The 25,144-nt window shown below is 71.0% G+C and carries 22 protein-coding genes and 4 pseudogenes; 14 read left to right on the top strand and 12 right to left on the bottom strand.

Annotated features, from left to right (window positions below; translation table 11 throughout):
* Positions 1-43: 43 nt before the first annotated feature.
* The 3 genes from AB0M73_RS08370 to AB0M73_RS08360 are packed head-to-tail and all read left to right on the top strand — an operon-like array spanning position 44 to position 3,846.
* On the top strand, positions 44-1,663 hold the full coding sequence (locus AB0M73_RS08370; protein ID WP_363888521.1) for a discoidin domain-containing protein: 1,620 nt from the start codon (positions 44-46) through the stop codon (positions 1,661-1,663).
* 9 nt (positions 1,664-1,672) lie between these two features.
* Positions 1,673-2,905, top strand: coding sequence for an MFS transporter (locus AB0M73_RS08365; protein ID WP_363888518.1), 1,233 nt, complete (start codon positions 1,673-1,675; stop codon positions 2,903-2,905).
* A complete protein-coding gene (locus AB0M73_RS08360) occupies positions 2,902-3,846 on the top strand; it encodes a hypothetical protein (protein WP_363888516.1) in 945 nt (314 codons plus the stop codon). The genes AB0M73_RS08365 and AB0M73_RS08360 overlap by 4 nt, the downstream gene beginning before the upstream one ends.
* A 1-nt stretch (position 3,847) precedes the next feature.
* Here the strand turns inward: AB0M73_RS08360 and AB0M73_RS08355 are convergent, their stop codons facing one another.
* The gene (locus AB0M73_RS08355) at positions 3,848-4,888 is read right to left on the bottom strand and encodes an aldo/keto reductase (RefSeq protein ID WP_363888515.1); all 1,041 of its coding nucleotides are present in this window, start codon (positions 4,886-4,888) and stop codon (positions 3,848-3,850) included.
* 266 nt (positions 4,889-5,154) lie between these two features.
* Between AB0M73_RS08355 and AB0M73_RS08350 the strand changes: the two genes are divergently transcribed.
* Both AB0M73_RS08350 and AB0M73_RS08345 read left to right on the top strand, forming a co-directional pair.
* Entirely contained in the window at positions 5,155-6,834 is a 1,680-nt protein-coding gene (locus AB0M73_RS08350) for a PHP domain-containing protein (protein WP_363888513.1), read from the top strand.
* The gene (locus AB0M73_RS08345) at positions 6,816-7,397 is read left to right on the top strand and encodes a hypothetical protein (RefSeq protein WP_363888512.1); all 582 of its coding nucleotides are present in this window, start codon (positions 6,816-6,818) and stop codon (positions 7,395-7,397) included. The genes AB0M73_RS08350 and AB0M73_RS08345 overlap by 19 nt, the downstream gene beginning before the upstream one ends.
* On the opposite strand, the gene AB0M73_RS08340 is transcribed toward AB0M73_RS08345, so the two are convergent.
* Positions 7,391-8,032, bottom strand: a complete 642-nt coding sequence (locus tag AB0M73_RS08340; protein WP_363888511.1) for a response regulator transcription factor — start codon at positions 8,030-8,032, stop codon at positions 7,391-7,393. The two genes, AB0M73_RS08345 and AB0M73_RS08340, sit on opposite strands and share 7 nt — an antisense overlap.
* Complete coding sequence (locus tag AB0M73_RS08335; protein WP_363888509.1) at positions 8,029-9,108, bottom strand: histidine kinase; 1,080 nt, start codon at positions 9,106-9,108, stop codon at positions 8,029-8,031. Before AB0M73_RS08335 ends, AB0M73_RS08340 begins: the two co-directional genes overlap by 4 nt.
* Positions 9,109-9,277: 169 nt before the next feature.
* Here AB0M73_RS08335 and AB0M73_RS08330 point away from each other — a divergent pair, with 169 nt between their 5' ends.
* Together AB0M73_RS08330 and AB0M73_RS08325 are read left to right on the top strand one after the other, a co-directional pair.
* Positions 9,278-9,652 carry a hypothetical protein gene (locus AB0M73_RS08330; RefSeq protein ID WP_363888507.1) on the top strand — a complete coding sequence of 125 codons (375 nt, stop codon included), beginning with the start codon at positions 9,278-9,280 and terminating at the stop codon, positions 9,650-9,652.
* 10 nt (positions 9,653-9,662) lie between these two features.
* Positions 9,663-10,067, top strand: coding sequence for a hypothetical protein (locus AB0M73_RS08325; RefSeq protein WP_363888505.1), 405 nt, complete (start codon positions 9,663-9,665; stop codon positions 10,065-10,067).
* An 83-nt stretch (positions 10,068-10,150) separates the two neighbouring features.
* Here the strand turns inward: AB0M73_RS08325 and AB0M73_RS08320 are convergent, their stop codons facing one another.
* Positions 10,151-10,630 (bottom strand): NmrA family NAD(P)-binding protein, encoded by a 480-nt coding sequence (locus AB0M73_RS08320; RefSeq protein ID WP_363888502.1) that lies wholly within the window; start codon positions 10,628-10,630, stop codon positions 10,151-10,153.
* Positions 10,631-10,800: 170 nt separating this feature from the next.
* Between AB0M73_RS08320 and AB0M73_RS08315 the strand changes: the two genes are divergently transcribed.
* Positions 10,801-11,313, top strand: a complete 513-nt coding sequence (locus tag AB0M73_RS08315; protein ID WP_363888499.1) for a PaaI family thioesterase — start codon at positions 10,801-10,803, stop codon at positions 11,311-11,313.
* Positions 11,310-11,990: a GNAT family N-acetyltransferase gene (locus AB0M73_RS08310; RefSeq protein ID WP_363888497.1), complete on the top strand. Its 681-nt coding sequence runs from the start codon at positions 11,310-11,312 to the stop codon at positions 11,988-11,990. The genes AB0M73_RS08315 and AB0M73_RS08310 overlap by 4 nt, the downstream gene beginning before the upstream one ends.
* A 6-nt stretch (positions 11,991-11,996) precedes the next feature.
* On the opposite strand, the gene AB0M73_RS08305 is transcribed toward AB0M73_RS08310, so the two are convergent.
* The 4 genes and pseudogenes from AB0M73_RS08305 to AB0M73_RS08290 form a co-directional block, all read right to left on the bottom strand.
* On the bottom strand, positions 11,997-12,422 hold the full coding sequence (locus tag AB0M73_RS08305) for an OsmC family peroxiredoxin (protein WP_363888494.1): 426 nt from the start codon (positions 12,420-12,422) through the stop codon (positions 11,997-11,999).
* A gap of 197 nt (positions 12,423-12,619) precedes the next feature.
* A pseudogene (locus tag AB0M73_RS08300) lies at positions 12,620-12,733 on the bottom strand (Zn-dependent oxidoreductase); the annotation flags it as partial.
* Positions 12,734-12,893: 160 nt separating this feature from the next.
* Positions 12,894-13,229: pseudogene (locus AB0M73_RS08295) on the bottom strand (hypothetical protein); the annotation flags it as partial.
* Positions 13,139-13,327: pseudogene (locus AB0M73_RS08290) on the bottom strand (nuclear transport factor 2 family protein); the annotation flags it as partial. The pseudogenes AB0M73_RS08295 and AB0M73_RS08290, both read right to left, overlap by 91 nt.
* A gap of 478 nt (positions 13,328-13,805) precedes the next feature.
* On the opposite strand from AB0M73_RS08290, the pseudogene AB0M73_RS08285 reads away from it, so the two are divergent.
* A pseudogene (locus AB0M73_RS08285) lies at positions 13,806-14,291 on the top strand (YbhB/YbcL family Raf kinase inhibitor-like protein); the annotation flags it as partial.
* Positions 14,292-14,331: 40 nt separating this feature from the next.
* On the opposite strand, the gene AB0M73_RS08280 reads toward AB0M73_RS08285, so the two are convergent.
* Positions 14,332-15,141, bottom strand: coding sequence for a hypothetical protein (locus AB0M73_RS08280; protein WP_363888491.1), 810 nt, complete (start codon positions 15,139-15,141; stop codon positions 14,332-14,334).
* A gap of 85 nt (positions 15,142-15,226) precedes the next feature.
* On the opposite strand from AB0M73_RS08280, the gene AB0M73_RS08275 reads away from it, so the two are divergent.
* The 3 genes from AB0M73_RS08275 (at position 15,227) to AB0M73_RS08265 (ending at position 19,318) form a co-directional block, all read left to right on the top strand.
* Positions 15,227-16,225: an NAD-dependent epimerase/dehydratase family protein gene (locus tag AB0M73_RS08275; protein WP_363888488.1), complete on the top strand. Its 999-nt coding sequence runs from the start codon at positions 15,227-15,229 to the stop codon at positions 16,223-16,225.
* A gap of 62 nt (positions 16,226-16,287) precedes the next feature.
* Positions 16,288-19,068, top strand: a complete 2,781-nt coding sequence (locus tag AB0M73_RS08270) for an AAA family ATPase (protein ID WP_363888485.1) — start codon at positions 16,288-16,290, stop codon at positions 19,066-19,068.
* A 67-nt stretch (positions 19,069-19,135) separates the two neighbouring features.
* Positions 19,136-19,318, top strand: coding sequence for a hypothetical protein (locus AB0M73_RS08265; RefSeq protein WP_363888482.1), 183 nt, complete (start codon positions 19,136-19,138; stop codon positions 19,316-19,318).
* A 1-nt stretch (position 19,319) separates the two neighbouring features.
* On the opposite strand, the gene AB0M73_RS08260 is transcribed toward AB0M73_RS08265, so the two are convergent.
* Complete coding sequence (locus AB0M73_RS08260; RefSeq protein WP_363888480.1) at positions 19,320-20,498, bottom strand: SGNH/GDSL hydrolase family protein; 1,179 nt, start codon at positions 20,496-20,498, stop codon at positions 19,320-19,322.
* A 146-nt stretch (positions 20,499-20,644) separates the two neighbouring features.
* Here AB0M73_RS08260 and AB0M73_RS08255 point away from each other — a divergent pair, with 146 nt between their 5' ends.
* The gene (locus tag AB0M73_RS08255; RefSeq protein WP_363888479.1) at positions 20,645-22,078 is read left to right on the top strand and encodes a serine/threonine-protein kinase; all 1,434 of its coding nucleotides are present in this window, start codon (positions 20,645-20,647) and stop codon (positions 22,076-22,078) included.
* Between the two features lie 9 nt (positions 22,079-22,087).
* Here the strand turns inward: AB0M73_RS08255 and AB0M73_RS08250 are convergent, their stop codons facing one another.
* Together AB0M73_RS08250 and AB0M73_RS08245 are read right to left on the bottom strand one after the other, a co-directional pair.
* Complete coding sequence (locus tag AB0M73_RS08250; protein WP_363888477.1) at positions 22,088-24,613, bottom strand: Xaa-Pro dipeptidyl-peptidase; 2,526 nt, start codon at positions 24,611-24,613, stop codon at positions 22,088-22,090.
* A 98-nt stretch (positions 24,614-24,711) separates the two neighbouring features.
* Positions 24,712-25,011 (bottom strand): hypothetical protein, encoded by a 300-nt coding sequence (locus AB0M73_RS08245; RefSeq protein ID WP_363888475.1) that lies wholly within the window; start codon positions 25,009-25,011, stop codon positions 24,712-24,714.
* Between the last annotated feature and the right edge of the window lie 133 nt (positions 25,012-25,144).

The following is a 25,144-nucleotide window of genomic DNA, read 5'->3' as shown; positions in this document are numbered from 1 at the left end:
GGTCCGCCGCCTGCCACCGCCAAGGTCCCTGAAGGAGCGCGACGTGCCCTCCACCCGCCTGCGACCATCCGGTCGCCTCATACCCGTCATCGCCGCCGCCCTGCTCATCCCCACCGCTGTTGTCGCATCGGCCGCCACCCGGGCGGCCGATGTCCTTCTTTCCCAAGGAAAACCGGTCGCCACCTCCACTGTCGAGGGTTCCTCGTACGCCGGCGACAAGGCGGTGGACGGCAGCACCACCAGCCGCTGGGCCAGCATCGAGGGCCAGGATCCGCAGTGGCTGCGGATCGACCTGGGCCAGGCCTCGACCGTCCACCGGGTCCTGCTCAACTGGGAAGCCGCCTATGCCAAGCAGTACCGCGTCGAGATCTCCGACGACGGCACCAACTTCACCACGGTCTCCGCCGTCGACAGTGGTGACGGCAAGACCGACGATCTCACCAACCTCTCCGCCCACGGCCGGTACGTGCGCCTGGTCGGCCTGGCCCGGGGCACCAGCTACGGCTATTCCCTGTGGGAGATGCAGGTTTTCGGTGTCGCCGACTCCGCGGGCGACACCCAGCCACCGTCCACACCGGCCGGTCTGGCCGCCGGCACGACCACGGACACCAGCGTCGCCCTGACCTGGCAGGCCGCCACGGACAACGTCGCCGTCGCCGGCTACGACATCCTGCGCGACGGTAAAACCGTGGCCAGCAGCGAAGATCCGGCCTACACCGACATCGGCCTGGCGGCCGACACCAGCTACACCTACGCCGTCCGCACCCGGGACACCGCCGGCAACCTGTCGCCGGCCGGCGCCCCGATCACCGTGAAGACCAAGGCCGGCGGCAGCGGAGCGTTCATCCTCGCCGCGGCCGGCGACATCGCCGAGCGCTGCACCGCGAGCAGTTCGAGCTGTGCGCACGTCAAGACGGCCAAGCTGGTCGACCAGATGAAGCCGGCGGCGGTGATCACCATGGGCGACAGCCAGTACGACGACGCCCATCTGTCGGACTACCAGGCCTACTACGACAAGACCTGGGGCAAGTTCAAGAGCATCACCCGCCCGGTTCCCGGCAACCACGACACCTACGACAGTCCGAAGTACAACGGCTACGACAAGTACTTCGGCTCGATCGCCCAGCCGAACGGAAAGCGGTACTACAGCTGGGACATGGGCAACTGGCACTTCATCGCGCTGGACTCCAGCGCGTACATGACCCATGACGACTTCGCCCCGGACGACACCGGGTCCGACCAGCTGGCCTGGCTGAAGCAGGATCTGGCCACCACCACCAAGGGCTGCGTCGCCGCCTACTACCACCACCCACGGTGGAGCTCGGGCGACCACGGCGACAATCCCGACAGCATCCAGCTGTGGAACCTCATGGTGTCCAACAAGGTCGACCTGGTCCTCAATGGACACGACCACGACTACGAGCGGTTCGTGCCGCAGGACGCCAGCGGAAAGTCCGACGCCAACGGGCCGGTCGAGATCGTCGGCGGCTCCGGCGGAGCCTCGCTGTACGACCTGGGCTCCAAGCACGCCACGACCGCGAAGCTGCTGAAGACGTACGGGATCCTGAAGCTGTCCATGACGGACACCACGTTCCAGACGCAGTTGATCGGCGTGGACGGCAAGACCCTCGACAGCAGCCCGACCTACACCTGCCACCAGTAGGGAGTCGGCATGTACATCGCGGCCAGCCGCACCTCGGACCTGGCGGCCGGGAACGACCGGAAACCGGCGCTGCGGCGGGTGGCCGCCAACGTCGTCGCGCTCGGACTGGTCAGCCTGGTCACCGACGTCTCCTCGGAGATGGTGACCGCCGTCCTCCCGCTCTACCTGGTGCTGGGCCTGGGTCTGAACCCGTTGCAGTTCGGTCTGCTCGACGGGCTCTACGCCGGCGCCACCGCGGTGGTGCGGGTGCTCGGCGGGCATCTGGCCGACCGGTGGCGGCGGCTCAAGGCGGTCGCCGGGCTCGGGTACGGGCTGTCCGCGGTGTGCAAGCTGGGTCTGGTCGCCGCCGGCTCCTCGGTGGCGGCGATCGGCGTCGTCCTGGCCGCCGACCGCACCGGGAAAGGGATCCGCACCGCCCCGCGGGATGCGCTGATCTCGCTCAGCAGTGAGCCCGGTGCGCTCGGCCGGTCGTTCGGGGTACACCGCGCGCTGGACACCGTGGGCGCCTTTCTCGGCCCGCTGGTGGCCATGGCGGTCCTGGCGCTGAGCCTGGGCAGCTACACCTCGGTGTTCTTCACCAGCTTCTGCATCGCGGCCATCGCGGTGCTGCTGCTGGTCCTGTTCGTCCGCGACCGGCCGGCCGTGGTCGACCGGGACGGCGTGTCGCTGCGGGCCGCGTTCGACCTGTTGCGGTCCAAGGACTTCCGGCGGATCACGATCTGGGCGGCCCTGCTGGGCCTGGTGACCGTCGGCGACTCGTTCATCTACCTGCTCCTGCAACGTCGTTGGGACGTCGCGGCGACCTATTTCCCGCTCCTGCCCCTGGGAACCGCCGGCGTCTACCTGCTGTTGGCCGTGCCGCTCGGCCGCCTCGCCGACCGGATCGGCCGATGGCCGGTGTTCCTGGGCGGCCATGTCGCCCTGTGCCTGGCGTTGGTGCTCATCTGTGGACCGCAGGCCGGTTTCTGGCTCGCGGTCGTGGCCCTCGGTCTGCACGGCGTGTTCTACGCGGCCACCGATGGTGTGCTCATGGCCGCCGCCGGGCCGCTCGTGCCGTCGGGGCTGCGAGCGACCGGGCTCGCCGTCGTGCAGACCGGGCAAGCAGCGGCCCGGATGCTCTCCTCTGTCCTTTTCGGACTGGCCTGGACGCTGTGGGACCTGCGGCCGGCCGTATTCGTCGCCGCGGCCGCCCTGGCCGCCGTCGCCCTGGCCGCCGCATTCGTAAGGCCGGTACGCCCATGAAGAAGGTCCTGCTCGCCGTCGGCGGCACCGTGCTCCTGATCGTCGCCGCAGTCGCGTTCACCCTCGGCTCCCGACACGACAACGCCGAGGTCGGCCCGGCGGCCCAGCTCACCCTCGCCCCCGGCCAGCTGTTGTACCGCACCGTCTCCACCGGCCGCATCGCCTCCGTGCCGATGTCCAACCCGGCGGCCACGCCTCAGGTCAGCGGCCTGCGCTGCGACCGGTTCGCGGTCGCCAAGCACACCGCCGTGTGCCTGGCCGTCCAGCCCGGCACGCTCCCGGCCGTGACCGACGTCCTGGTCCTCGACGACCACCTCGCCATCAAGCACAAGGAGTCCCTGCCCGGAACCGCCAGCCGGGCCCGAGTCTCCCCCGACGGCAAACTGGTCTACTGGACGCTGTTCGTCACCGGCGACTCCTACGCCGCCACCGGCTTCTCCACCCGGGCCGGACTGTACGAAGTGGACACCGGCCGCCTGGTCAAGACGATCGAGGAGCTGGCCGTGCAGGTCGACGGCCGCCGGTACTTCGCCTCCGACGTCAACTTCTGGGGCATCACCTTCGCCCCCGACGGCAACCGCTTCTACGTCACCCTCGCCAGCTTGGGCAAGACGTACCTGGTCGAGGGCGACTACGCCGACTATCACGGGAAGGCCCTGCGCGAGAACGTGGAATGCCCGTCGTTGTCCCCCGACGGCACCCGCGTGGCGTTCAAGAAGAAGGTCAGCGACGGCGTCTGGCGGCTGTCCGTGCTAGATCTGGCCACGCTGAAGGAGATCCCGCTGGCCGAGACCCGCAGCGTCGACGACCAGGCCCTCTGGTCGGACGACCACACCGTCATCTACGGACTCGACAACGCCGTCTGGTCCGTCCCGGCCGACGGTTCCGGCTCGCCCCGCAAGCTGACCGGCGACGCCGCTTCCCCGGCCGTCACCGGCTGACTCAGGACGTCGTCATCTGCGGGATGCGGGCGGCGATGCGCTGGAGCTCGGCGTCGCTGGAGATGCCCTGGAAGTCGTAGCGAGGCGTGTACGGCCGCTCCAGGTGGGCGATCTCCTCGGCGCTGAGCACGACATCCAGCGACGCCACGGCCTCGTCGATGTGACGGGTGGAGTTGGCCCCCACCAACGGCGCGACGACGACGGGGTTGGCGCGGAGCCAGGCAAGGGCGACCTGGGCCCGGCTGACTCCCCGAGCGGCGGCGACGGAACCCACGGCATCGACGATCCGGCGGTCGCTGTTCGGGGTGGAGTAGAGCGTGTCGGCGTAGCCGCCGTCGGTCTCGGACCGGGCAGTGCCGGCGTCGTCCCAGGCCCGCGCGAGACGGCCGCGCGCCAGCGGACTCCACACGATGGTGCCGACGCCTTCATCCGCGCACAGCGGGAGCATCTCGCGCTCTTCCTCACGCGCCAACAGGTTGTAATGGTCCTGCATGGACACGAAACGAGCCCAGCCGTGGGCCTTCTGCATGTGCAGGGCCTTGCTGAACTCCCAGGCGTGCATGGACGACGCGCCGAGGTAGCGGACCTTGCCGGCCTTCACGAGATCGTGCAGCGCCTCCAGGGTCTCCTCCAGCGGGGTGCTGGGGTCGTTGCGGTGGATCTGGTACAGGTCCACGTAGTCGGTCCCGAGCCGGCGCAGGCTGTGGTCGATCTCCGTCATGATCGCCTTGCGCGACAGGCCCTTGCCGTTGGGGCCGGACCGCATGGGGTGCCGCAGCTTGGTGGCGATCACCACGTCGTCCCGGACGGCGAAGTCCCGCAGGGCCCGCCCGAGGATCTCCTCGCTGGAGCCCAGCGAATACATGTTGGCCGTGTCGAAGAAGTTGACGCCCCGCTCCAGGGCGTGCTGAATGAGCGGCCTGGCCTGCTCCTCCGCCAGCGACCACACGGGATGGCCCCGGTCCGGCTCGCCGTAGGTCATCGCGCCGATGGCGATCGGCGACACGTCCAGGCCGGTGGCCCCGAGCTTCACGTACTCCATGACTGCCTCTCACTAGAACCGGAGAGTTCTCCGCACGCCTCCACGTTAGCGGAGAGCTCTCCGGTTATCAAGTGACGCGCGACTCGATCACGAACCGCGCCCGGCCCGGGACCGGCTGTGCAGAAGCGTGTCGATGGCGCACACACCTTCGCCGTGGCTGCGGCATGGACACCTCCGCGTCACACGGCGTTTGGGTGCGGTTTGTCCGGACAAGTGAGGCTTCGCCCGAAACGCCCGTGTCGGCGAGCGGCGAAAGAGGTTTCCCGGTGGGACAGCATCACCATCACCACAGCCACGACCACACGCACGAGGAGCTGCCGGCGGCGGCCGACCTCGCCGTCCCGGATCAGGAGCTGAGCCCGGACGAGCTGTCACGCAGATCGATGTTCCGCCGCGCCGGGCTGCTGGGCGCGGGCCTCGCCTCGGCCGGAGTGCTGGCCGGCGGCGCCGGCGCCGCGGCGGCGGGCCCGGACCGCAACCGCCCGCCCCGCAACGGTTTCCTGTGGCTGGCCGGTGACCACCACATCCACACCCAGTACAGCTCGGACGGCAAGTACCGGGTGCTCGACCACGTCCGCCACGCAAACGCGTACGGCCTGGACTGGATGGTCATCACCGACCACGGCAGCAACGAGCACGCCAAGATCGGCGTCGACAAGGTCAACCCCGACATCGTGGCCGCCCGCGACAAGGTCAGGGACACGCTGGTGTTCCAGGGCCTGGAGTGGAACATCCCGGCCGCCGAGCACGGCACCGTCTTCGTGCACCCGGGCCGCAACGAGCTGCCGCTGCTCAAGGAGTTCGAGAACACCTTCGACGGCTCGGTCAAGGGCGCGACCGCCGGCACGCCGGCCAACGAGGCGCTGGCCATCGCCGGCGTGAACTTCCTGGCCGACGCGGTGCGCCGCCGCCGCGTGCAGGACGCGCTGTTCCTGGCCAACCACCCGGCCCGCAAGGGAATCGACTCGCCGCACGAGGTCCGCGCGTGGCGGGACGCGGCCCCGTCCATCGCCGTCGGCATGGAGGGCGCGCCCGGCCACCAGGGCGCCGGCATCCCCGCGCCGCACGGCCCCGGCAGCGGCCGCGGCGGCTACGACAACAGCCCGAGCGCGGACTCGTTCCCCGGCTACCCGCTGGAGAGCTACCGCACCTGGGGCGGTTTCGACTGGATGACCGCGACCGTCGGCGGGCTGTGGGACAGCCTCCTGGCCGAGGGCAAGCCGTGGTGGATCACCGCCAACTCCGACTCCCACAACGTGTACGCGGACAACGCGGTGCGTGGCCCGGGCTCGGACTTCACCAAGAACGGCAAGTACAACGACCCGGTCTACGGCGGCGACCTCAACCTGACCGACACCGACTTCTGGCCGGGCTACTACTCCCGCACCCACGTCGGCTCGCGGGACTTCTCGTACGCGTCGGTGATGGACGGCATCCGTGCCGGCCGGGTGTGGGTCGACCACGGCGGCCTGATCAGCGGCCTCGACGTGCGGCTGCGTGCCCGCAACGGCCGTGACGAGGTGACGCTGGGCGGCATGCTGCACGTGCGCCGGGGCGCCGAGGTCGACCTGGTCATCTCGATCGACCTGGCCAACGGCCCCAACTGGGCCCAGTTCGTGCCGCAGCTGGCGCGGATCGACGTGATCACCGGCAACGTGACCGGGCCCGCCACCGACCGCGACGGCTTCGTCGCGCCGACCGCGAAGGTCGCGAAGTCCTTCGAGGTCAACAAGTCCATTGGCACCGTGCACTTCACCTACCCGCTGGGCAAGGTCGGCGCGGCGCAGTACGTGCGGGTTCGCGGCACCGACGGCAACCGCACCGCCGTGGGCCTGCGCGGCGCGGCGGTCGACCCGGTCGGGCCGGCGATGGACGTCCTCGGCTCGGCCGACCCGTGGAAGGACCTGTGGTTCTACAGCAACCCCCTGTGGGTCCTGCCGTCGTGACGGTCATCGGCGTCGACACCGACAGCCGCTCGCTGCGGGAGGCGGACCACCTGATCCACTCGCTGGTGGACAGGCTCCGCCTCCCGGGGCAGGTGATCGCCTGCACGCACCTGATCCGCGGCGAGCGCCCGCACATCGCGGTGTCGCTCACGGTTCCGTCCGATGTGGACGGACTGTGGCTGGGGCTGAATCGCTTCGCGTCCGCGGAAAACGCCGGTGTCGCCGGCGACGCCGACCGTTTCGGCCGGGCCGAGCTGTCGACTTCGGCGGCCGAAGCCGTTGCCAGCGCCGGGATCTCCGGTCGAGCCGTGGTCTTCCCCGGCTCGACCGGTCTCACCGGCGGGGTTCGGGTCGGCGACCTGCTGGCCGGTTCGGCGATCGCCCGCCTGCACGTCGTGGGCGGGCCGGACCGGCCGGTGGCCGAGGACGTTCTCGACACGCGGGACCACGTGCGACCGGAGTGGCAGGCCGGAGAACTGGTGCTGGCCGTGACGCCGGCCGGCCCGGGTCGGTACGCGCCGTTCGAGGTGCCCAACCCCACGCCCTGCTGCGCCGATCACTGAACAGTCAGCCCGGCGCGGACGGCCAGCACGACGAGTTGGGCGCGGGAGCGGGCGTTGAGCTTGCCCATCGCCCGCGCCACGTGGGTGCGGACGGTCGCCGGCGACAGGACCAACGCGTCGGCGATCTCGCCGTTGGACCGGCCGGTGGCCACCCATGCCGCGATCTCCCGCTCCCGCTCGGTCAGCGTGTCGAGGCCGTCGACGGCGGTGGGCGCCGACCACCGCCGGGCGAACGTGGACACCATCAGCCGCGTCACCGACGGGGACAGCAGCGCTTCGCCGGCAGCGACAACCCTGATGGCGCGCACCAGATCCGTGGGGGCGCTGTCCTTGAGGACGAAGCCGCTGGCCCCGGCGCCGAGCGCCTCGAACACATACCGGTCGATCTCGAACGTGGTGACGACGATGACCCGCACCGGATCGCCGGCGAGGCGGCGCAGCACCTCCAGCCCGTCCATGCCGGGCATGCGAATGTCCAGCAGCAGCACATCGGCCGGGCTGCGGCTGAGCTGAGCGAGGGCCTGCTGCCCGTTGTCCGCCTCGCCGACGACCCGCATGTCGTCCTCACGGTCCACCAGCACGCGCAGTCCCATTCGGACCAGCTGGTGATCGTCGACCAGCAGCACGCGGATCACCTCGTCGCCTCCGGCGCCGGCAGCCAGGCCACGACCTGGAATCCGCCGCCCTCGCGGGGCCCCGCTTCCAGGCGGCCGTGCAGCTCTTCGACCCGGCGTCGCATGCCGGCCAGCCCGCGGCCGGCTTGGGCGGACGTCCCCACGCCACGGTCGCTCACCCTGACCTCGACATGCCGGTCGCGGCGGTCGACGGCGACCTCGGCCCGGGTGGGGCCGGCGTGGCGGAGCACGTTGGTCAGCGCCTCCTGCACCACCCGGTACACCGCGGTGCTGTGTGGTTCGGGCAGGTCATCGGCCCCGTCGACGTGCATGTCCACCTTGAGGCCGCCGGCGCGGACCTGCTGGACCAGGTCGGTGAGCGTCGGCGCGGGGTGGAACGCATCCAGCATCCCGCGCAGGTCCGCCAGCGCGGCGGCGCTGCTCTCCCGGATCGCCTCCAGGGAGATCCGGGCCTGCTCCGGCTCTTCGTCGAACACCAGCAGCGCCACCCCGGCCTGCATCGTGACCAGGGCAAAACCGTGGCCGGCGATGTCGTGCACCTCGGCCGCCAGCCGCATCCTCTCCTCCACGGCGGTTCTCGCGATCAGGTTCCGCCGGGCGGTGCCCATCACGTGGATCAGCGCGCCGAGGGACCAGGGCAGCACGATCCATCCCGTCCAGGCCAGCGCCAGCAGCGCCGGGACGTGGCTGTCCCCGATCAGCCGGAGCAGGATCGTGGCCGCGGACACCACCGACGCCACCCCGGCGGCCACGGCCGACACCGACAACACTTGTTGTCGAGCGAGCTCGAATACGGCGATCACCAGGCACAGCAGCACCGGCCCGTAGGGATAGCCGGCCAGCAGATAGGCGTTCACCAGCGCGGTCGCGCCCGCCAGCGCCGCCAACGGGGCCGTCCGCCGCAATGCCGCGGTCACGGCCGACGCCCCCACCAGCAGCGCCAGCCCCAGCAGGTCGAGTGGCCGCGATCGGTCCGTCTGCCCCACACCGACGGCCAGCGTTCCCGCGACCACCACCGCCGCCAGTCCGGCCGCCAGCACCATGTCTGTCCACACCGGACGCCCGAGTCCGACCATGCCCGTCAGCATGCCGATCGCCGGGCGTCACCGCGTCAGCCTCACGCCGACACCTCACTACGTCAGCTGACGTACATCCGCGCCGCGAAGGCCGCCCTGCGTCCGATGCGACACTTCGCCGGCCGGACCGAGGATTGCCCTTGTCCACCAAGCCAAAGGAGATCCGTCGATGGCAGAGACGCGCCAGGCGTGGACCGCGATCGGCCGGGCCACCGGCCGGCGCCGAACGCTGCTGGTCGCCACGTGCGCGGCCCTGGTGGTCGCCGCGGTGGCCGATGAGGCCACCGGATACGACGGGCCCGGCCCGTTCATCTACCCGGCGTTCGCGGTGGTCGTGGCGCTGGCCCGGTGGCGGTACATCCCGTTGCTGGCCGCCGTGATGAGCGCCTTCTTCCTGTTCGGCGGTCTCGTGTCGCCCCAGTTCACCGCCAAACTCACCGACCCGGCCGCGGTGCTCGACTTCACGGCCGGGTGGGTGCAGATGCTCAGCTTCGTCGCGGCCGGCGTGTGTGCCGTCGCCGCGGTCGTCCGCGCCAATCCATAAGGAGTGCACCATGTTCCGTCGCTTCAACCGCGGCACCCTCGGCTGCCTGGCCGGGCTGCTCGTCGGCATCGTCGGCCTGCTCATCCAGTGGGCGGCCGACCCGGCCAAGTTCAGCGCGGGCGAGCAGCCGTTCGGCATCGCCTTCCCGCCGGGCATCCTGTTCATCGCCGGGGCCGGGCTGCTGACGGTGCTGACCGCCCGCTGGCGGTGGCATCCGGTCTTCGCGGTGCTCATCGCGTTCTGGATCGTCGGGGTCGGCGGCCTGGCCAACCAGTTGACGCCCAACCTGTTCTCCCCCAACCCGGGCACGGTCGCCGGCAACGTGACCATGGCCGCCGGCCTCGTCCTCGCCGCCGTCGCGGGCGTGGCCGGCATGGTGCGGGGCCGCCGCGCGACAACAGCCGTTGTCAGCTGATCACCCTCGTGGTTCGGTCCGCGTTACCGCGTTCCACCGAGTTGGCGACGGCGTGGCCACAGGCCGTGATGTGCCGGGCCATGTCAGGCTTGAGCAGACCGGCGTGCGGCGAGGCCGCGAGGCCGAGGAGCTCGGCCAGCCAGGCATCGCGGCTGACCGGCTCGAAACCGACACTCGAGGATCTGCTCGGACAGCCACTGGTGCCGGCCGAGGTGGCTGGGATGCGTCGGCGTCGCCGGCCCCATCGACATCACCACGGTCCGCGGCGAGCCGCCGCTTTCCCTTACCGCCTGGGCATAGTTGGCGGCGGCCGGCACAATGCCGGCGTCGACCGGGAAGGTGAAGTAGACCGAGGACACACTGTCCACGGCCGAGGCCAGGCTTCGATGGTCGGCCAGGTCGCCGACGACGAGCTCGGCGCCGCGTGCGGCCACCCGCTCGGACCGCTCGTCCAGGCGCCGGACGAGGGCCCGCACCGGGATGCCGCGCTCACGCAGCCGGCTGACCACATAGGCGCCGGTGCCGCCGTGACGCCCGGTCGCGCCCGTGACAAGAACCGTCACACCGCTCTCCAATTCTGCCGTTTACCCAGCTCACAGGCCATGTGATTCGGTGAACGAACCGAAGGTAGCACGGATCAGTTCGGTGACCGAACCAGAACGGGTAGAATGGGCAAGGGGCGCTACCCGGCACGGACACGGGCAGTCGGGCGCCGACCGGAAGGACCACCGCGATGACCATCCATGAGCTCGTCGGGACCGACCGCGCCCGGTCGTACGACTGGGAGGACCCGCTGCTGCTGGCCGCGGCGGCCGGCCGGATGACCGGCCTGGAGTTCCTCACCGCGTACACCGAGGGACGGCTGCCGCACCCGCCCGCCCTGGTGACCAACGGAATCCGGCCGGTGGAGTTCGCCGACGGCCGGGCGGTGTTCGAGCTGACGCCGGCCGAGTGGCAGTACAACCCGATCGGCTGCGTGCACGGCGGCGTGCTGTCCACGCTGGCCGACAGCGCGCTGGGCTGCGCCGTGCACACCAAGCTCGGCGTCGGATTCGCTTACACCAGCCTGGAACTGAAGATCAATTTTACCCGGGCCGTGACCGTCGCCTCCGGACGGCTGCGCTGCGTCGGCACGGTGGTGACCTTCGGCCGTCGCGTCGCCACCTCCGAGGCCACGATCACCGACGAGGCCGGCCGCGTGGTCGGGCACGCCAGCAGCACCTGCCTGATCATGGAGCACTCGTGACCACTTTGGACAATCCGGTGCACGCCTCGCTGACCGGGCCGCACGCCCATCTCGCGCAGCGACGCGGCAACGCGGTGCGCTATCCGGCCGACGTGTCGCCGTTCATGGCGCTGCCCGACCGGGCCACCGCGGCCGACTGGGCGGACATCGCGGCGCTCGCCGGCGAGGAGGTTGTCCTCAGCGGCCCGCAGGGCGAGCCCCCGGCCGGCTGGGAAGTGGTGAATCGCCTGCCGCTACTGCAGTTCGTCGACGACGGCATCACCGCCGCGCCGGACGAGGAGGCCGTGCGGCTCGGCCCGGCCGACGTGCCCGAGATGCTGGCCCTGACGGCGGCCACCAAGCCCGGCCCGTTCCTGCCCCGCACCATCGAAATGGGCACTTACCTGGGCATCCGTCGGGGCGGCCGGCTGATCGTGATGGCCGGGGAACGCATGCACCCGCCCGGGTTCACCGAGATCAGCGGCGTCTGCACCGACCCCACGGCCCGTGGGCAGGGGCTGGGCACGCGGCTGCTGCTGGCCATCGCCGCCGGCATCCGCGAGCGCGGCGAAACGCCGTTCCTGCACGTGCTGGCGTCCAACACCGGTGCCGTGCGGCTGTACGAGCACCTGGGCTTCGCCCTGCGCCAGACGACGGAAATCGTGGTGGCCCGCCGGGAGACTCCCGGCGGGCCGTGATCACCACTACGCGAGGTTGGCCTCAAGCGTGATCTCGGGCACGCCCGCCAGCGCGCGGCTGACCGGGCAGCCCGCCTTGGCGCCCTCGGCGAACTCGCGGAACTGGTCGGCGTCGACGCCGGGCACGTCGCCCTTGGTCACGAGCTCGATCTTGATGATCGTCGGCACGCCGTCGACCGGGCGCAGCGTGACCGAGGCGTCCGTCTCGATCGAGGTGGCGGTGAAGCCGGCCTTGGACAGCGCGCTGGCCAGCGCCATCGAGTAGCACGAGGCGTGGGCCGCGGCGATGAGCTGCTCCGGGTTGGAGCCGGGGCCGTCCTCGAAGCGCGACTTGAAGGTGACGCCTCCCGAGATGTTGTTACCCGCGTTGAACTGCCCGGACCCGGTGGGGATGTCCCCGTTCCAGCTGGCGTGGGCCTTCGAGACCGGCATCTGTTGTCCTCCTGGCTAGTCCGACGATCATGGCGAGTATGCCGCAGGCCGTCTGGTGGTCCCACCAACGCCAGGCGAACTCGGCGATCCGTGCACACCTGTTGTCACCACACTGTCACGCACGGTGGACAACAATTGTTGTCACGACTCTACGCTCACCGAGCGGCCCGCTGCGGGGGTGAGATCAGCCGCTCACCCCGTTTCGGATCACGGGCGGTGGCCCACACGCGTAGGCCGGCAGCCCTGCCGAGTTGGATCAGGACCGTGTCGACGCCGCCGCCAACCCCTTGCACCAGAACGGTTTTCCCCGGCACGGCCCAGGCCACCCACATCCAACCGTCCGGGGCGACCGCCTCGGGGCCCTCCCCCACGCGCGCCGGGCCGTCGATACCGACCAGGCAAATCCCCAACATGTGGCGCCTCCGGTAAGACGTAGAGCAGGTCGTGCTTGATCACGTGCCGCTCGATGCGCCACTCCCCGTCCTTGCGTCGCAAGGAGGAACGCAGGTAGCCGGACTCGATGGGCGTGATCGCGCCTTGTGCCCCAACAGTTCCCGCCGGCCGGCCACCTGCCGGGCGAGGCAGGCCGCGCACCGAGTACACGAGGAACTGGGCGTCGTACGCGGCCGTGTGGCCGTCGACTGTGATGATCGGGTTGAGTGTGGTGTGGGACTCCAGCCCAGCTCCGGATGCCGCACCATGCCTGCCTTCACCGCCGCGCCAATGTTCTCCGCCCCCGCCATCTCGCCCAGCAGCTCGTCCCGGCCCGCGCCCGAGTAGTAGACGGTGACCACGCCCTCCGGCCAGAACACGGCGGCCATGCTCGTCGGATCGCGGTGATCGGCCGCACGGAGGTAGCGGCCCAGCACCTCGGCCACAAGTCGGTGACTGTCGATTTCACTCATGTCCACCGTCCAGCAGCGACCGGCGGCAGAGCCATGAGCGATTCACCATCGGTCCATACCCCACGGGTATGCACTACGAAAAGCGGTGAAAACGCGGACTCCTCATCGACCGGGCCGAACACCCGAGGCCACGAACCCTTTGTCCGGAAAGCGCTTTCTTGACAGGCGTGTCCGGAGGATTGTAGAAGTGAGAACGGTTACACCCTGCCGCCGCGCCAACCGTTCGAAGGACAACTGGGAGGACGCAGTGGTCAACCTCTTGCCGTCGCGGGCAGTGCTCGCCGGCGTTGTGGGTGCGGCAATGGCCGTGACAGTGGCAGCGGGTCCGGAGGAAGCCAGCGCGGCAGCGGCCGGTCCGACAGCGGCCAGCCCAGCGGTGGCCGGTGCAACGGCGGCCGGTCCAGCGATAGGCAGCCCGGCAGCAGCCAGCCCGGCAGCGGCCAACGCCGCGGTGGCCGGCGCCAAGGCCGGTCCCACCCTGAGCAGCACGGCGTTCGCGGACAACGCGGCGATTCCCGACCACTACAGCTGCGCCTTCGACCACAAGGCGGGCCGGGACGTGTCGCCGCCGCTGGCGTGGACGGCGGGCGACAGCAACGCCAAGGCGTACGCGATCGTGCTGCGGGACGTGGCCAACGGCGGGGACAAGGTGCACTGGGCGATCTGGAACATCCCGGCGGCCACGCTGTCGCTGCCGGAGGGCCTCGGCTCGGGCTACACGGTGCCGAACCAGAATGGCGCCAAGCAGAAGGCGATGGGCAGCGGCACGACGGCCCAGCAGTTCTTCGGCCCCTGCCCGGGCGGCCGCGAGCACCCGTACACGTTCACCCTCTACGCCCTGAAGTCGGCCACGGTGCCCGGCCTGAGCTCGTCGTCGAGCATGAGCCAGATCGAGTCGGCGATCAAGAAGGACAGCGGCGCAAACGTTGTGCTGCACGGAAAGTCGTCGGCGGCGGCGAACTGACGCCAGAGGGCGCCGGGCATCGGGCCCGGCGCCCGAGCCGTCAGCCGCGCACCTCGGCGAACAACGACAGGGCAACGTCCGGCTGGAAGGCGTTCACGATGCGAGCGGACGGATGCCGCAGCACGTCGACGGCGTGCGGCTGGCAAGCCGGCACAGCTGGGAAAGCGCCGTCCTCACGGAGCAACTCCACCACCGGCTCGGCCGGACAGTACGGAGTCGAGCACGGCTTGCGCTTACGGGGGACCAGCGGCGAAAGGCCGTTGGTGGCGGCGCGGGCGTCGGCCATGAGGGCGGCGAGCAGCCCGAGGTGCCGCGCATCGGCGGGGTCCTCCGGGGTGGGGGTGTTCAGGGCGACGGTGTAGGCGTCGATGAACATCGCGTCGAGGGCCTCGCCCGGCGCCACGTCGTCGAGCGAAAGCAGGTGGCCGCGGAGGCCGTTCAGCCACGGCAGGGACTGGGCCTCGGGGATGAGCACCACGGCCCGGACGCATTCGAGGAACTGCTCGCCCCGGGCGGTCCACCAGGCCGCCTTGACCTCACGGGCGTCGGCCATGCCGGCCAGGCCGGGCCACTTGCGACGGGCGCCCTGCCGGGTCATGCCGGCCGCGGCGCCGATCTCTGGATAGTCGGCGCCCTGCTGGGCGGCCGACAGCGCGGCGGAGGCGGCCAACTGCTCGGCGCTGTCCCGGATGGCCAGCAGCGCGTTCAGCGTGGCCAGCCACTGCTCCCGAGGGTCGCCGTCGTAGCGGAAGCCGGGCTCGGGATGCAGGCCGAGGGAGGCCCGCGCCGAGGTCCAGGCCAGCTTTTCGACGGCAGCATCCAGCTCGGCGCGTTCCTGGTCGGACAGCACGGGCCACTCCTTGACAACAAGTGTTTACGGACCCAACTATGGTCCGGCTCGACAACACTTGTTGTCAACAAGGGGGATGATCCGGATGAGACTGCTTGTCATCGGCGGGACCGCATTTGTCGGCCGCACGGTCGTCGAAGACGCTCTGACCAGAGGATACGAGGTCACGACCGTCAATCGCGGCCGGACCGGCGCGGACGTCGACGGTGTCAAGGCGCTCCGCGGCGACCGCTCCACCGACGGCGGCTTACGGGAACTGGAGGGCCTCACCTTCGACGCGGTGGTCGACCCGGGCGGCATGGTCCCGGCTCACGTGCTGCGAACCGCGCGGGCGCTGGTCGACGCGGCGCCGTTCTACGCGTTCGTCTCGACAACGGCCGTTTACCAGTCCTGGGACACGCCGCACGTCGACGAGTCGGCCGCGACCTGGCCCGGAGTGGCGGACGAGGACGGAGACCCGGCCGACCTGACCCGGCTCGGCGTCCGCAAGCGGGGCTGCGAGCTGGCGGTCGAGCAGACCTACGGCCCCGACAGCGTGATCGCCCGAGCCGGCATGATCGTCGGCCCGTACGACAACGTCGGCCAGCTGCCCTGGTGGCTGACCCGCATAGCGCGGGGCGGCCGAGTGCTCGCGCCCGGCAATCCCGACCGGGGCCTCCAGCTGATCGACGCCCGCGACCTGGCGGCGTTCGTGCTGGACCAGGTCGAGGCGCGGGCCGGCGGCGTGCACAACGTCGTCCCGGACGAGCCCAACACCACCATGGGCCAACTCGTCGACGACTGCGTCAGGGCGACCGGCGCCGACGCCACTCCCGTGTGGATGGATGAGGGTTTCCTGTTCTCCCAAGGCGTTCAGCCCTGGGCGGAGTTGCCGCTGTGGATCCCGGACGGCCCGGCGACGGCCGGCTTCTGGTCGGTCTCGGCCGTTGGCGCCACGGCCCGCGGCCTGCGCACCCGGCCGTTCGCGGAGTCCGTCGAGGACACCTGGGCGTGGCTGCGGACGCTCGACACGGCCCCGACCATGCCGCCCGGCCTGGACACCCGAAAGGAGCAGCGCGTCCTCGCCGAATGGGAGACAAACTGATCCGACATACGCGCCAAACCGGCTAGAGTGGGCGGTCGCCGACACGACGTGAATGGACTCCCATGGCGCTGGTCGAACGGGAACCCGAGCTGGCCGCGATCCGTGCCATGATCGGCGCGGCAGCCGCCGGCCACGGCCGGACGGCGCTGGTCGAGGGCCCGCCCGGGATCGGCAAGACGGCGGTGCTGGCCGCGGCCGGCGAGCACGCTCGCGGCCGGGGTCTGCGGGTGCTCACCTCGATCGGCGGCGAGCTGGAACAGGACCTGCCGTTCACCATCGTGCGGCAACTGTTCGAACCACCACTCAGGACGGAGGACCGGGCGGAGCTGTTGGCCGGCGCGGCGGGGCTGGCCGCGCCGGTGTTCGGCGGGCACGACGCGGGCCAGGGCGATGTGGTGTACGGCCTGTACTGGTTGTGCGCCAACCTGTCCGAGTCTGCCCCGCTCCTGCTGGTGGTGGACGACCTGCACTGGGCCGACGGCCCGTCGCTGCGGTTCCTGTCCCACCTGTCCCGGCGCATCGCCGACCTGCCGGTCCTCCTGCTGCTGGCCGCCCGGCCCGGCACGGTCCTCGACAGCCTGGTCGACACGGCGCTGGGCGGCGCCGCCCCGCACGTGATCCGCCTGCGGCAGCTGAGCGACGAGGCGGTCGGCGTGCTCGTCCGCCGCGACCTGTCGGCCGAGGCCGAGGACGAGTTCTGCCGCGCCTGCGCCGTCGCCACCGGCGGCAATCCGTTCCTGCTGGCCGAGGCCGTCACCAACCTGCGGGAGAACGGAACCCGGCCGATCGCCACCGAGGCGCACCGGGTCTCGCAACTGCGGGCCGACGCCATTTCCCGGGCCGTGCTGGCCAGGATCGCCCGAGGCGGCGTGGATGCCGTCCGGTTCGCGCGGGCGCTGGCGGTGTTGGAGACGGCCGCCGAGCCGCGCCACATCGCCGCCCTGGCCGGGCTGTCGCTGGAGGCCGCGGCCGCCGCCGCGGACGGACTCACGCGGGAGTCCATCGTCACCGCGGGACACCCCGTGATGTTCGTGCATCCCCTGGTACGCAACGCTGTCTACGCCGATTCCAGCAGCCTGCTGCGAGCCACCGAACACAAGCGGGCGGCGCGCATGCTGGCCGCCGACGACGCCGGGGTCGAGCAGCTCGCCCCGCATCTGCTGGCCGCCACGCCGGAATCCGACCCGTGGGTGGTGGAAACGCTCCGTGCCGCCGCGATGTCCGCCCTGGGCCGTGGCGCGCCCGAGTCCGCCGTCACCTACCTGACCCGGGCCCGCACCGAACCGCCGGCACAGCAGGAAAAAGGTCCGCTGGCGGCGATGCTGGGCCGGGTGTTGGCCATGGCCGCCCGCACCGCCGAGGCCACCGACATGTTGGACGAGGCCATTTCCCGCGCCGAGTCGCCGATCGAACGCATCCAACTGGTGCTGGAGCAGGGTTTCCTCCATGTGCAGTCCGGGCGTTCGGCCCAGGCCGCCGAGACCGCGGCCCGGGCCCGCACCATGATCGCCGAGTACGGCGGCGACCTGCCGCCGCTGATGTACGCCGGGTTCGCCGGCCTCGACATGATCGCCATGCAGCCGCCGGGAGCCGTGTTGGAGGGTCTGGCCGGTGCCGCCTCCCGGCTGACCGGCAGCACCGAAGAGGTCCGGATGTTGTTGGCCACCATGGCGTTCGGCTCGGTGGCGACCGGCAAGAGCACGGTCGCCGAGGTGGTCGAGCTGGCCACCCGGGCCGCCACGGGCTCGATTCCCGTGCGCGGGGGCTGGATCCTGGTCAACTACGCCAGCGCCGCGCTGGGCATCTGCGACCGTCACGACGAGTCCATAGCGCTGCTGGACCGCGGGCTGGCGTGGACCAGCCGGCTGGGCGACGTGTGGAACTACCGGTACCTGTCCATGCTCCGGTCGCACAGCTGCTGGTACGCGGGCCGGCTGGTCGAGGCCGAGGGCGATGCTCGGGCGGCGCTGGAGGAGGTGTCCGGGGAGGCGAGCCGGCTCAACGCTCCCCTGGCCGCGGCGATGTTGGTGGATGCCCTGGTGGAACGGGGAAAACTGGCCGAGGCGCAGCAGGTGCTCGAGGATTACGGGATCAGCGAGCCGCTCCCCGCGCACACGATCATCATGCACTTCATTCCCATCGCCCGAGCCCGGCTTCGCCTGCGCCGCAACGAACCGGCCGAGGCGCTGGCCGAACTGTCGGAGGTCGGCCGCTTCCTGACCGACGGCGGCTACTTCAACCCCGGCTTCGCCGAGTGGCGCACCGACGCCGTGCAGGCCCATCTGGCGCTCGGCGACGTGGCGGCCGCGAAGAAGCTGGCCGAGGAGAACCTGGAGCTGGCGCGGGCCTTCGGCGCTCCCCGATCCATCGCCCGGGCCCTGCGCACGCTGGCCACGACCGAGCCCGGGCTGGACCTTCTCCGACAGGCCGTCGAGCTGCTGGCCAACGAGCGATCCGAGCTGGAGCACGCTTACTGCCTCATCGCCTACGGCTCGGCGCTTCGCCGTGCCGGGCAACGGAATGCGGCGTTGGACCCGCTCCGTCAGGGCCTGGACCTGGCCGCCCGTTGCGGCGCCACTCCCTTGGCCGAGCAGGCGCGAGAAGAGCTGCACGCCGCCGGCGCCCGCCCGCGACGCGACGTCGTCTCCGGCCGGGACGCGCTGACCTCCAGCGAGCTGCGCGTGGCCCGCCTGGCCGCCGACGGCCGCACCAACCGTGACATCGCGCAGGCCCTGTTCCTCACCACCAGGACGGTCGAGGCCCATCTCACCGCCAGCTACCGCAAGCTCGCCATCCGTGGCCGGGCTCAGCTCAGCGCGGCCATCGCCGAGCCGCCCGCCTGACCCACGGGCAAACATTGCGGTGCCGACCACAATGCCCACGGCCCCGCCGCCGGGAATCGTGGCCGGCATGAGCGAGGCAGGAACCCCGACGGTACGGGTCGAGTTGGCGCTCGTCCCGAACGCCGTGCCCATTCAGGGGTGGGCACGGAATGCCGGGGCCGAGCACGCGTTCGCCGGCTGGCTGGAACTCCTCCAGATCCTGGACGCCGCCCGCATGACCGAGCCGGCCGCCGACCGGGAGACACCGTGATTCACCGCAGCAGCTTGAGGTCCACGGCGTTGCCCATCGCCTGGTAACCGGCGTTGTCGGGGTGCAGGTGGTCGCCGCTGTCGTACGCCGGCAGCAACCGGAGCTGATCGGCCGGATCGGCCAGCGTGGCGGCGAAATCGACCACCCCGTCGAAGGCATGGCTGGTGCGGATCCACGTGTTGACGGCCTGCCGCTGCTGCTCCATGTTCGCGTCGTAGCGGGCGCTGCCCTCGACGGGAGTGATGGTGGCGCCGAGAATTCGTGCGCCGCGGGCGTGCACCCGCGCGATGATCTGGCGGTAGCCGGCGATGATCTGCGCGGCGGTGGCCGGCGGCGTGGTGCTGCGGAGGTCGTTGATGCCCTCCAACATGATCACGGTGCGCAGGCCGGGCTGGGAGAGCACGTCACGGTCGAGCCGGTGCAGCACGCTCTGCCCGCTCACGGCGTCGTCGGACAGCACCTTGTTGCCGGCGATCCCTTCGTCCACAACGGATTGGCGGAAGATGCGGCCGGCGAGGACGTCGGGCCAGCGGTGGTAGCTGCCGGCGGAGCCGGAGCCGTCGGTGATGGAGTCGCCCAGGGCGACGACGGTCCCGGCCGAGGAGGTGCCGCCGACGCTGACCGAGTCGAGGAAGAAGTAGTGGCCGGCAGTGGTGGTGAAGCCGGTGGCGGCAGTGTCGCCGGTGTGGTCGCCGGCCACCGAGACGTAATTGGTCTGGTACGCCGCCCGGTGATAGGTCGCGGGGCCGGTGTCGGTCGGCAGGTAGACGCTGACGGCGAGGTCGCCGCCCGCCTTGACGTTGAGCCGCAGCGGATCGCTGAGCGCCTCACGCCCGGCCGGCACCGTGGTGGATGCGGCGCCACCGAACGTGACCGCCCGCAGCGTGCCGGTGACCACCGCGCCGCCGCCCGCGCTCAGTCCCACGGTCGAGCGGCCGAAAGTCACGGGCCGATCGCCGAAGGTGTTGGACAGCCGGATCCGCACCAGCCGGCCGTCGGCCCGCGGGTGGACGATCATCCGCACGGTCTGGTCGACAAAGGTCGGAGGTGCTGGCAGCGTTGCGGTGGACTGCTGGCCGGTCGCCCATGCCGCCACCCAGGGCGTCGAAGCATCGGCCTGACCGGAAGGCAAGAGGGTCAAGGCGGCAACCAGCGCCGCCGAACGCAGAGGTCCGGCCATCGAGCACGTCCCTTCACCACTCGTGCGGCGGCAGTCCCCACGCTAGGAAAGCTCCGATGTGTCGTCAATACCGACGAAAGTGATCCCCGGTTCTGGCCGTTATGTACTGTCCACTCCACACAATCGGGACCTGGAGGATGTCGCACGTGGCCACACCAGAGACGCAGCGCCTGGTAGCCGGCAGATACGCCCTGCTGGCCGAGTTGGGCCGGGGCGGCATGGGAGTGGTGTGGCGGGCCGAGGACCGCGTCATCGGGCGGCCGGTGGCGGTGAAGGAGCTGCGGCTGCCCGAGGGCCTGCTCGGCGAGCAGCGGGAGATCCTGGAGGAGCGGGTCCTGCGCGAGGCGCGCAGCGCGGGCCGGCTCAACGACCCGACGGCGGTCACGGTGTTCGACGTGGTCGGCGACGGCGGCCGGCTGTACCTGGTGATGGAGCTGGTCGAGGGGCCGACGCTGACCCAGTGGGTGGCGGCCAACGGCCCGATGCCGCCGGCCGCGGCGGCGTCCCTTGGGAAACAGGTGTTGTCGGCGCTGGAGAACGCCCACTCGGTGGGCATCGTGCACCGGGACGTCAAGCCGAGCAACATCATGGTGCTGCCGTCGGGCCGCGCGAAGCTGGCCGACTTCGGCATCGCCCGCATCGACGACGACCCCCGGCTGACGACAACCGGCGCCGTGATCGGCTCGCCCGGCTACCTTGCGCCCGAACGCATCCAGCACGCCGTGGCCACGCCGGCCACCGACCTGTGGGCCCTTGGCGCGACGCTGTTCTACGCCGTGGAGGGCTACGCCGCCTTCGAGCGCGCGAACACCGCGGCCACCCTGTACGCCGTCACCAACGAGGTGCCGTACCTCAGCCGCTGCCAGGGGCCGCTGGCCTCGGCGGTGATGGGTCTGCTCATCGCCTCGCCGGAGGCCCGCCTGTCCCACCAGCAGGCGATGCACCTGCTGGACCTGGCCGGGAGCCTTGGGCCGACCGGCGTCACCACCCAGATCACCTCCCCCGCCGTGATGACGAAGCCCCGGCGTGGCAAGCGAATCGCCGCCCTGGTCGGCGCGGCCGCCGTGCTGGCGGCGGCGTGCTTCGGCGGCGGTTGGCTGACCGGCAGGCTGGGCGTGCCCGACACCGCCGTCACGTCCCCGGCCATCCTGCCGACGTGGACCTACGGCCCGGGCGGCCAGATCCCGAAGTTCACGCTGTACACCGGCTACTGTGCCGGCGGCGCGATGGAGGTCGGCCGTGCCTACACCGCGTCGATGTCCTGCGACGAGCCGCACGACATCCAGGTGTTCGGCATCTCGGATGCGTTGGACACCAACTACAAGGGCGCCTATCCGGGCCAGGACGCGTTGGCCCGCAGCGCGGAGGGCTACTGCGCGCTGCTGTTCGCCAGCGGGAAGATCGCCCCGACGGACAAGGACTCCACGCTGCGCTTCCGCGCGCTGGTGCCCGACAACCAGGCGTGGGACCACGTGAAGACCGAGGACGAGCCCGACGGCGGGGCCCGTGACGCCTACTGCGTCGTGTCTTCGGCCAACGGCAGCCAGCTCACGGAGTCGGTGATCGCCAAGTCCTCCTGACCTCCGGAGTCACCGACCGGAACAGCCGAGCTCGTCGGTGAGGCGGGTGCCGGCGTCGCCGTGCACGCCACGGAGCTTGAAACACGTGTCCGAACGGCCGCTGACGACGGACTGGCCGGCGGAAGCGACGGTGTGCAGGGCGGCGGGTGTGGCGGCAGCGAGGTCGAGGAGGTCCTGTTCGGCGGCCTGGCGCGGAGCGCGCGTCCACGCCTGCCCGACCCGTTCGGGCGTCACCCAGGAGCCCAGGGTGCCAGCGTTGAAGCAACCCTGTTGCAGCTCGACCTGGTTGGCGGCTTGGAGCACCGACGCCTGGGCGGCGGTCAGGCGACCGGAGCCGACTTGGTCGAACACGGTGCGCAGGAAATCGTCCAGCGATTGACAACGGGTGTTGTCGAGCGTCTTCAGCAGGTCATGGGCCTGGCCGGCCGGCAGGCCGAGCCCGGTGACGGCGGCGCGAAGCGCGGAGACGTCGGTGCCACCCGCGGCCGTGGCGAAGGCGGACGTGCCGCCGACGATCGGCAGCGACACGGTGCTGCGGCCGAGGTCCACGGACAGCTTGGTGCCCGGCGTGGTGCGGATCGTGGCCTCCTGGTCGCTGGACAGCACCATCAGGCCGAGCCGGTGGCCGGCCACCACGACGGCGTCCTTCGGTTGCAGGTCAAGGCGAAGCCGGTAGAACTGGCCGGGCGTGACGGGCTCGGTCGTGGCGGCCGAGATCCGGTTCTGCGGGTCCGTCCAGCCCCGGGTGAGGATGGTGCCGTTGCCGGTCGGCGGGTAGTCGACCAGCGCGACGGTCAGGTTGGCCCTGGACGCCGACGACGACGCCCACAGCGAAGCCCAGGGCGTGCCCGAGATCCGGACGTTCGTGGTCAGCGCGGGCGTCTGGTAGAGGAGCCGGGTCCCGGAGGTGGCGGCGTTGGCCGAGGTCACGGCCGGCACGGTCGCGTCGTCGGTCAGGGTCTCGATGTCGGAGCTGCCCGGGCGCAGGGTCAGGCCGCCGACGCCGGGCGCGCCGGCGGTGAGGTTCGCCGTGACAACACCCGTTGTCGGATCGGGCCACTCGGCATACGGCGTGGGGTTCGCGCTGCTGCACGGCAAGCCGATCACGGAATCGGCCGCGACGTGCTCGCCCGGCTTGGTCGCGACGGCCACGGCCAGGGCGATGTGCGTCCGGTCGGGGATCTTGGCGATGATCGCGGACGTGTTCTTCACGGTGCCGTCGGCCGCGGTGACCGGGATCGACACAGCAAACCCGAGGGTCAGTCGGCTTGAGTCGGCGACCGCGAGCGTGACGGTGTCGGACTGGTCGCCCACGGAGGTGGTCTGCCGCACCGGGCAGGCGTTGGCCTCCCGCACGACCCACGCCTTGGGCTGCTGCTCAACGCCGTTGTGCACGCCGAACAGGTAACGCGTGAACCATCGGTTGACCATCACGTCCGGCGGCGGACCGCCGTGCCCGCCCTGGTGGAAGTACAGCATGTGCGGCACGCCCCGCGCCTTGACCGCGTCGTAGAACTGGGCCATGTTCTTGGTCATCACGTTGAAGTCGTTGTCGCCGTGGGCCATCAGCACCGCCGCGTGCACGTTCCGCACGTCCCGCATTGTGTCGCGGTCGTTCCAGAACGGGCTGAAGTCGCCGGTGACGCGATCTTCCTTCGAGGCCAACCCGCTGATCACCGGCTGGCACACCGCCCGGTCCGAGCGCGAGTAGACGGCGTCGGCCAGCACGTCCAGATCCTCGCCCTGGAAGGTGAACGGGGCCCGGACCATGCCGTTGGCCCGGTAGTAGTCGTACCAGTCGGAGATGGCCGAGATCGGCACGATCGCCGCCAGGCCGTCGACCCCGGTGCTGGCCACCGCCTCCGGCAGCGTGCCGTTGTAGGAGGTGCCCATCATGGCCACCTTGCCGGTGGTCCAGTCGGCCTTGACCTTGTCGGTCGACGTGGCGCTGGTGAACGCCGGCACGCGACCGTTGAGCCAGTCGACGACCGCCTTGCCGCCGCGGGTCTCGTTCGGGCCGCCGGAAGTCGGGCAGCCCGTGGACAGGCCGGTGCCGGGCGATTCCGCGTGCACCACCGCGAATCCCCGTGGCAGCCACGTGGACTCGTAGATCGTGCTGATGATCGGGCTCGTGCTCCGGGCCGGCCAGCTCGGCGTCACCGGCCGCGGCGGCGGCTGCGTGCCGAGCGGGTGATCCACCTGCCAGTTCTCCGCCGGGCCGATGCCCGCGTAGTACGGGCTGTCCTCGAACACCACCGGCGCCCGGTAGTGGCAGCTCGGATCGGCGGTCTGGGCCGGCCGCGTGATGTCGACGTGCACCCGGTCCGGCACGCCGTCGTGGTCGCTGTCGTCCGGCGTCTGCACCCACGCCTCGCCCCGCACCCATGTCGTCTGGTCGGCGGGGAACACGTTCTGGGCCACGCCGTCCGCGAACTGCGGGCTGACGCACCCGGCGGGTGTCGAGGCCGCCGCCGGTTGGGGCACCGCCAGGCCGAGCGTGATCAGCGCGGCGACGACCGGGAACAGAGCACGCATCGAGGCTCCCGTGGTTGCAGGGGTTCCTCGGATGCTTCCCGACCACGGTCGGCCCCGACAACCGACGATCGGCGGTTGGTTTCCCTCGGGTGGCCCGGTCAGCAGGCGCCGAGATAGGCAGAGTCGATCCACACCTCGGGGCCGCGGCCTGGCAGGGCGCCGCCGGTCCAGGCGATCCGCTCCTTGCCCTCCGTGACGCGCTCGCCGCCGGTGAAACGCTGCCCCCGATCGGCGAGGCCGGCGGCCGGATAACGAAGACCGGGGCCGGTGCGGTATTGCACGCCGTCGGCGATCACGCAGGAGTAATGCGGCGCGGCCGAGGCGGTATAACCGGCGGCGACGATGAACCCGACCAGGGTGAGAGCGGAAAGCGATGAAACGCCGAGCACTCTACCCATGTTCGACATTGTCCCCCCTTTATTCCACGTTGCCGATCGGTGCCGGCCGTTCAAACGAGTGGACGCCTTCGGGTCTCGAACCCGGCGTCGACCAGTCAGCGGATGACCGGACGACGCCAGACGGAGCACCGCA

Origin of the sequence: Kutzneria sp. NPDC051319, from assembly GCF_040682195.1 — a bacterium.
Lineage (GTDB): Bacteria > Actinomycetota > Actinomycetes > Mycobacteriales > Pseudonocardiaceae > Kutzneria.
The sequence above is the reverse complement of the archived record's forward strand: the minus strand, read 5'-3'. Positions and strand labels throughout refer to the sequence as shown.

Bases quoted from the DNA above. Each gene is read 5' to 3' on its own strand.
- AB0M73_RS08325 (WP_363888505.1), top strand. From the start codon at position 9,663: ATGTTCCGTCGCTTCAACCGCGGCACCCTCGGCTGCCTGGCCGGGCTG.
- AB0M73_RS08270 (WP_363888485.1), top strand. From the start codon at position 16,288: ATGGCGCTGGTCGAACGGGAACCCGAGCTGGCCGCGATCCGTGCCATG.
- AB0M73_RS08355 (WP_363888515.1), bottom strand. From the start codon at position 4,888: ATGGAGTACGTGAAGCTCGGGGCCACCGGCCTGGACGTGTCGCCGATC.
- AB0M73_RS08360 (WP_363888516.1), top strand. From the start codon at position 2,902: ATGAAGAAGGTCCTGCTCGCCGTCGGCGGCACCGTGCTCCTGATCGTC.
- AB0M73_RS08335 (WP_363888509.1), bottom strand. From the start codon at position 9,108: ATGGTCGGACTCGGGCGTCCGGTGTGGACAGACATGGTGCTGGCGGCC.
- AB0M73_RS08305 (WP_363888494.1), bottom strand. From the start codon at position 12,422: ATGCCGGTCTCGAAGGCCCACGCCAGCTGGAACGGGGACATCCCCACC.
- AB0M73_RS08250 (WP_363888477.1), bottom strand. From the start codon at position 24,613: ATGCGTGCTCTGTTCCCGGTCGTCGCCGCGCTGATCACGCTCGGCCTG.
- AB0M73_RS08260 (WP_363888480.1), bottom strand. From the start codon at position 20,498: ATGGCCGGACCTCTGCGTTCGGCGGCGCTGGTTGCCGCCTTGACCCTC.
- AB0M73_RS08275 (WP_363888488.1), top strand. From the start codon at position 15,227: ATGAGACTGCTTGTCATCGGCGGGACCGCATTTGTCGGCCGCACGGTC.
- AB0M73_RS08245 (WP_363888475.1), bottom strand. From the start codon at position 25,011: ATGGGTAGAGTGCTCGGCGTTTCATCGCTTTCCGCTCTCACCCTGGTC.
- AB0M73_RS08265 (WP_363888482.1), top strand. From the start codon at position 19,136: ATGAGCGAGGCAGGAACCCCGACGGTACGGGTCGAGTTGGCGCTCGTC.
- AB0M73_RS08315 (WP_363888499.1), top strand. From the start codon at position 10,801: ATGACCATCCATGAGCTCGTCGGGACCGACCGCGCCCGGTCGTACGAC.
- AB0M73_RS08365 (WP_363888518.1), top strand. From the start codon at position 1,673: ATGTACATCGCGGCCAGCCGCACCTCGGACCTGGCGGCCGGGAACGAC.
- AB0M73_RS08330 (WP_363888507.1), top strand. From the start codon at position 9,278: ATGGCAGAGACGCGCCAGGCGTGGACCGCGATCGGCCGGGCCACCGGC.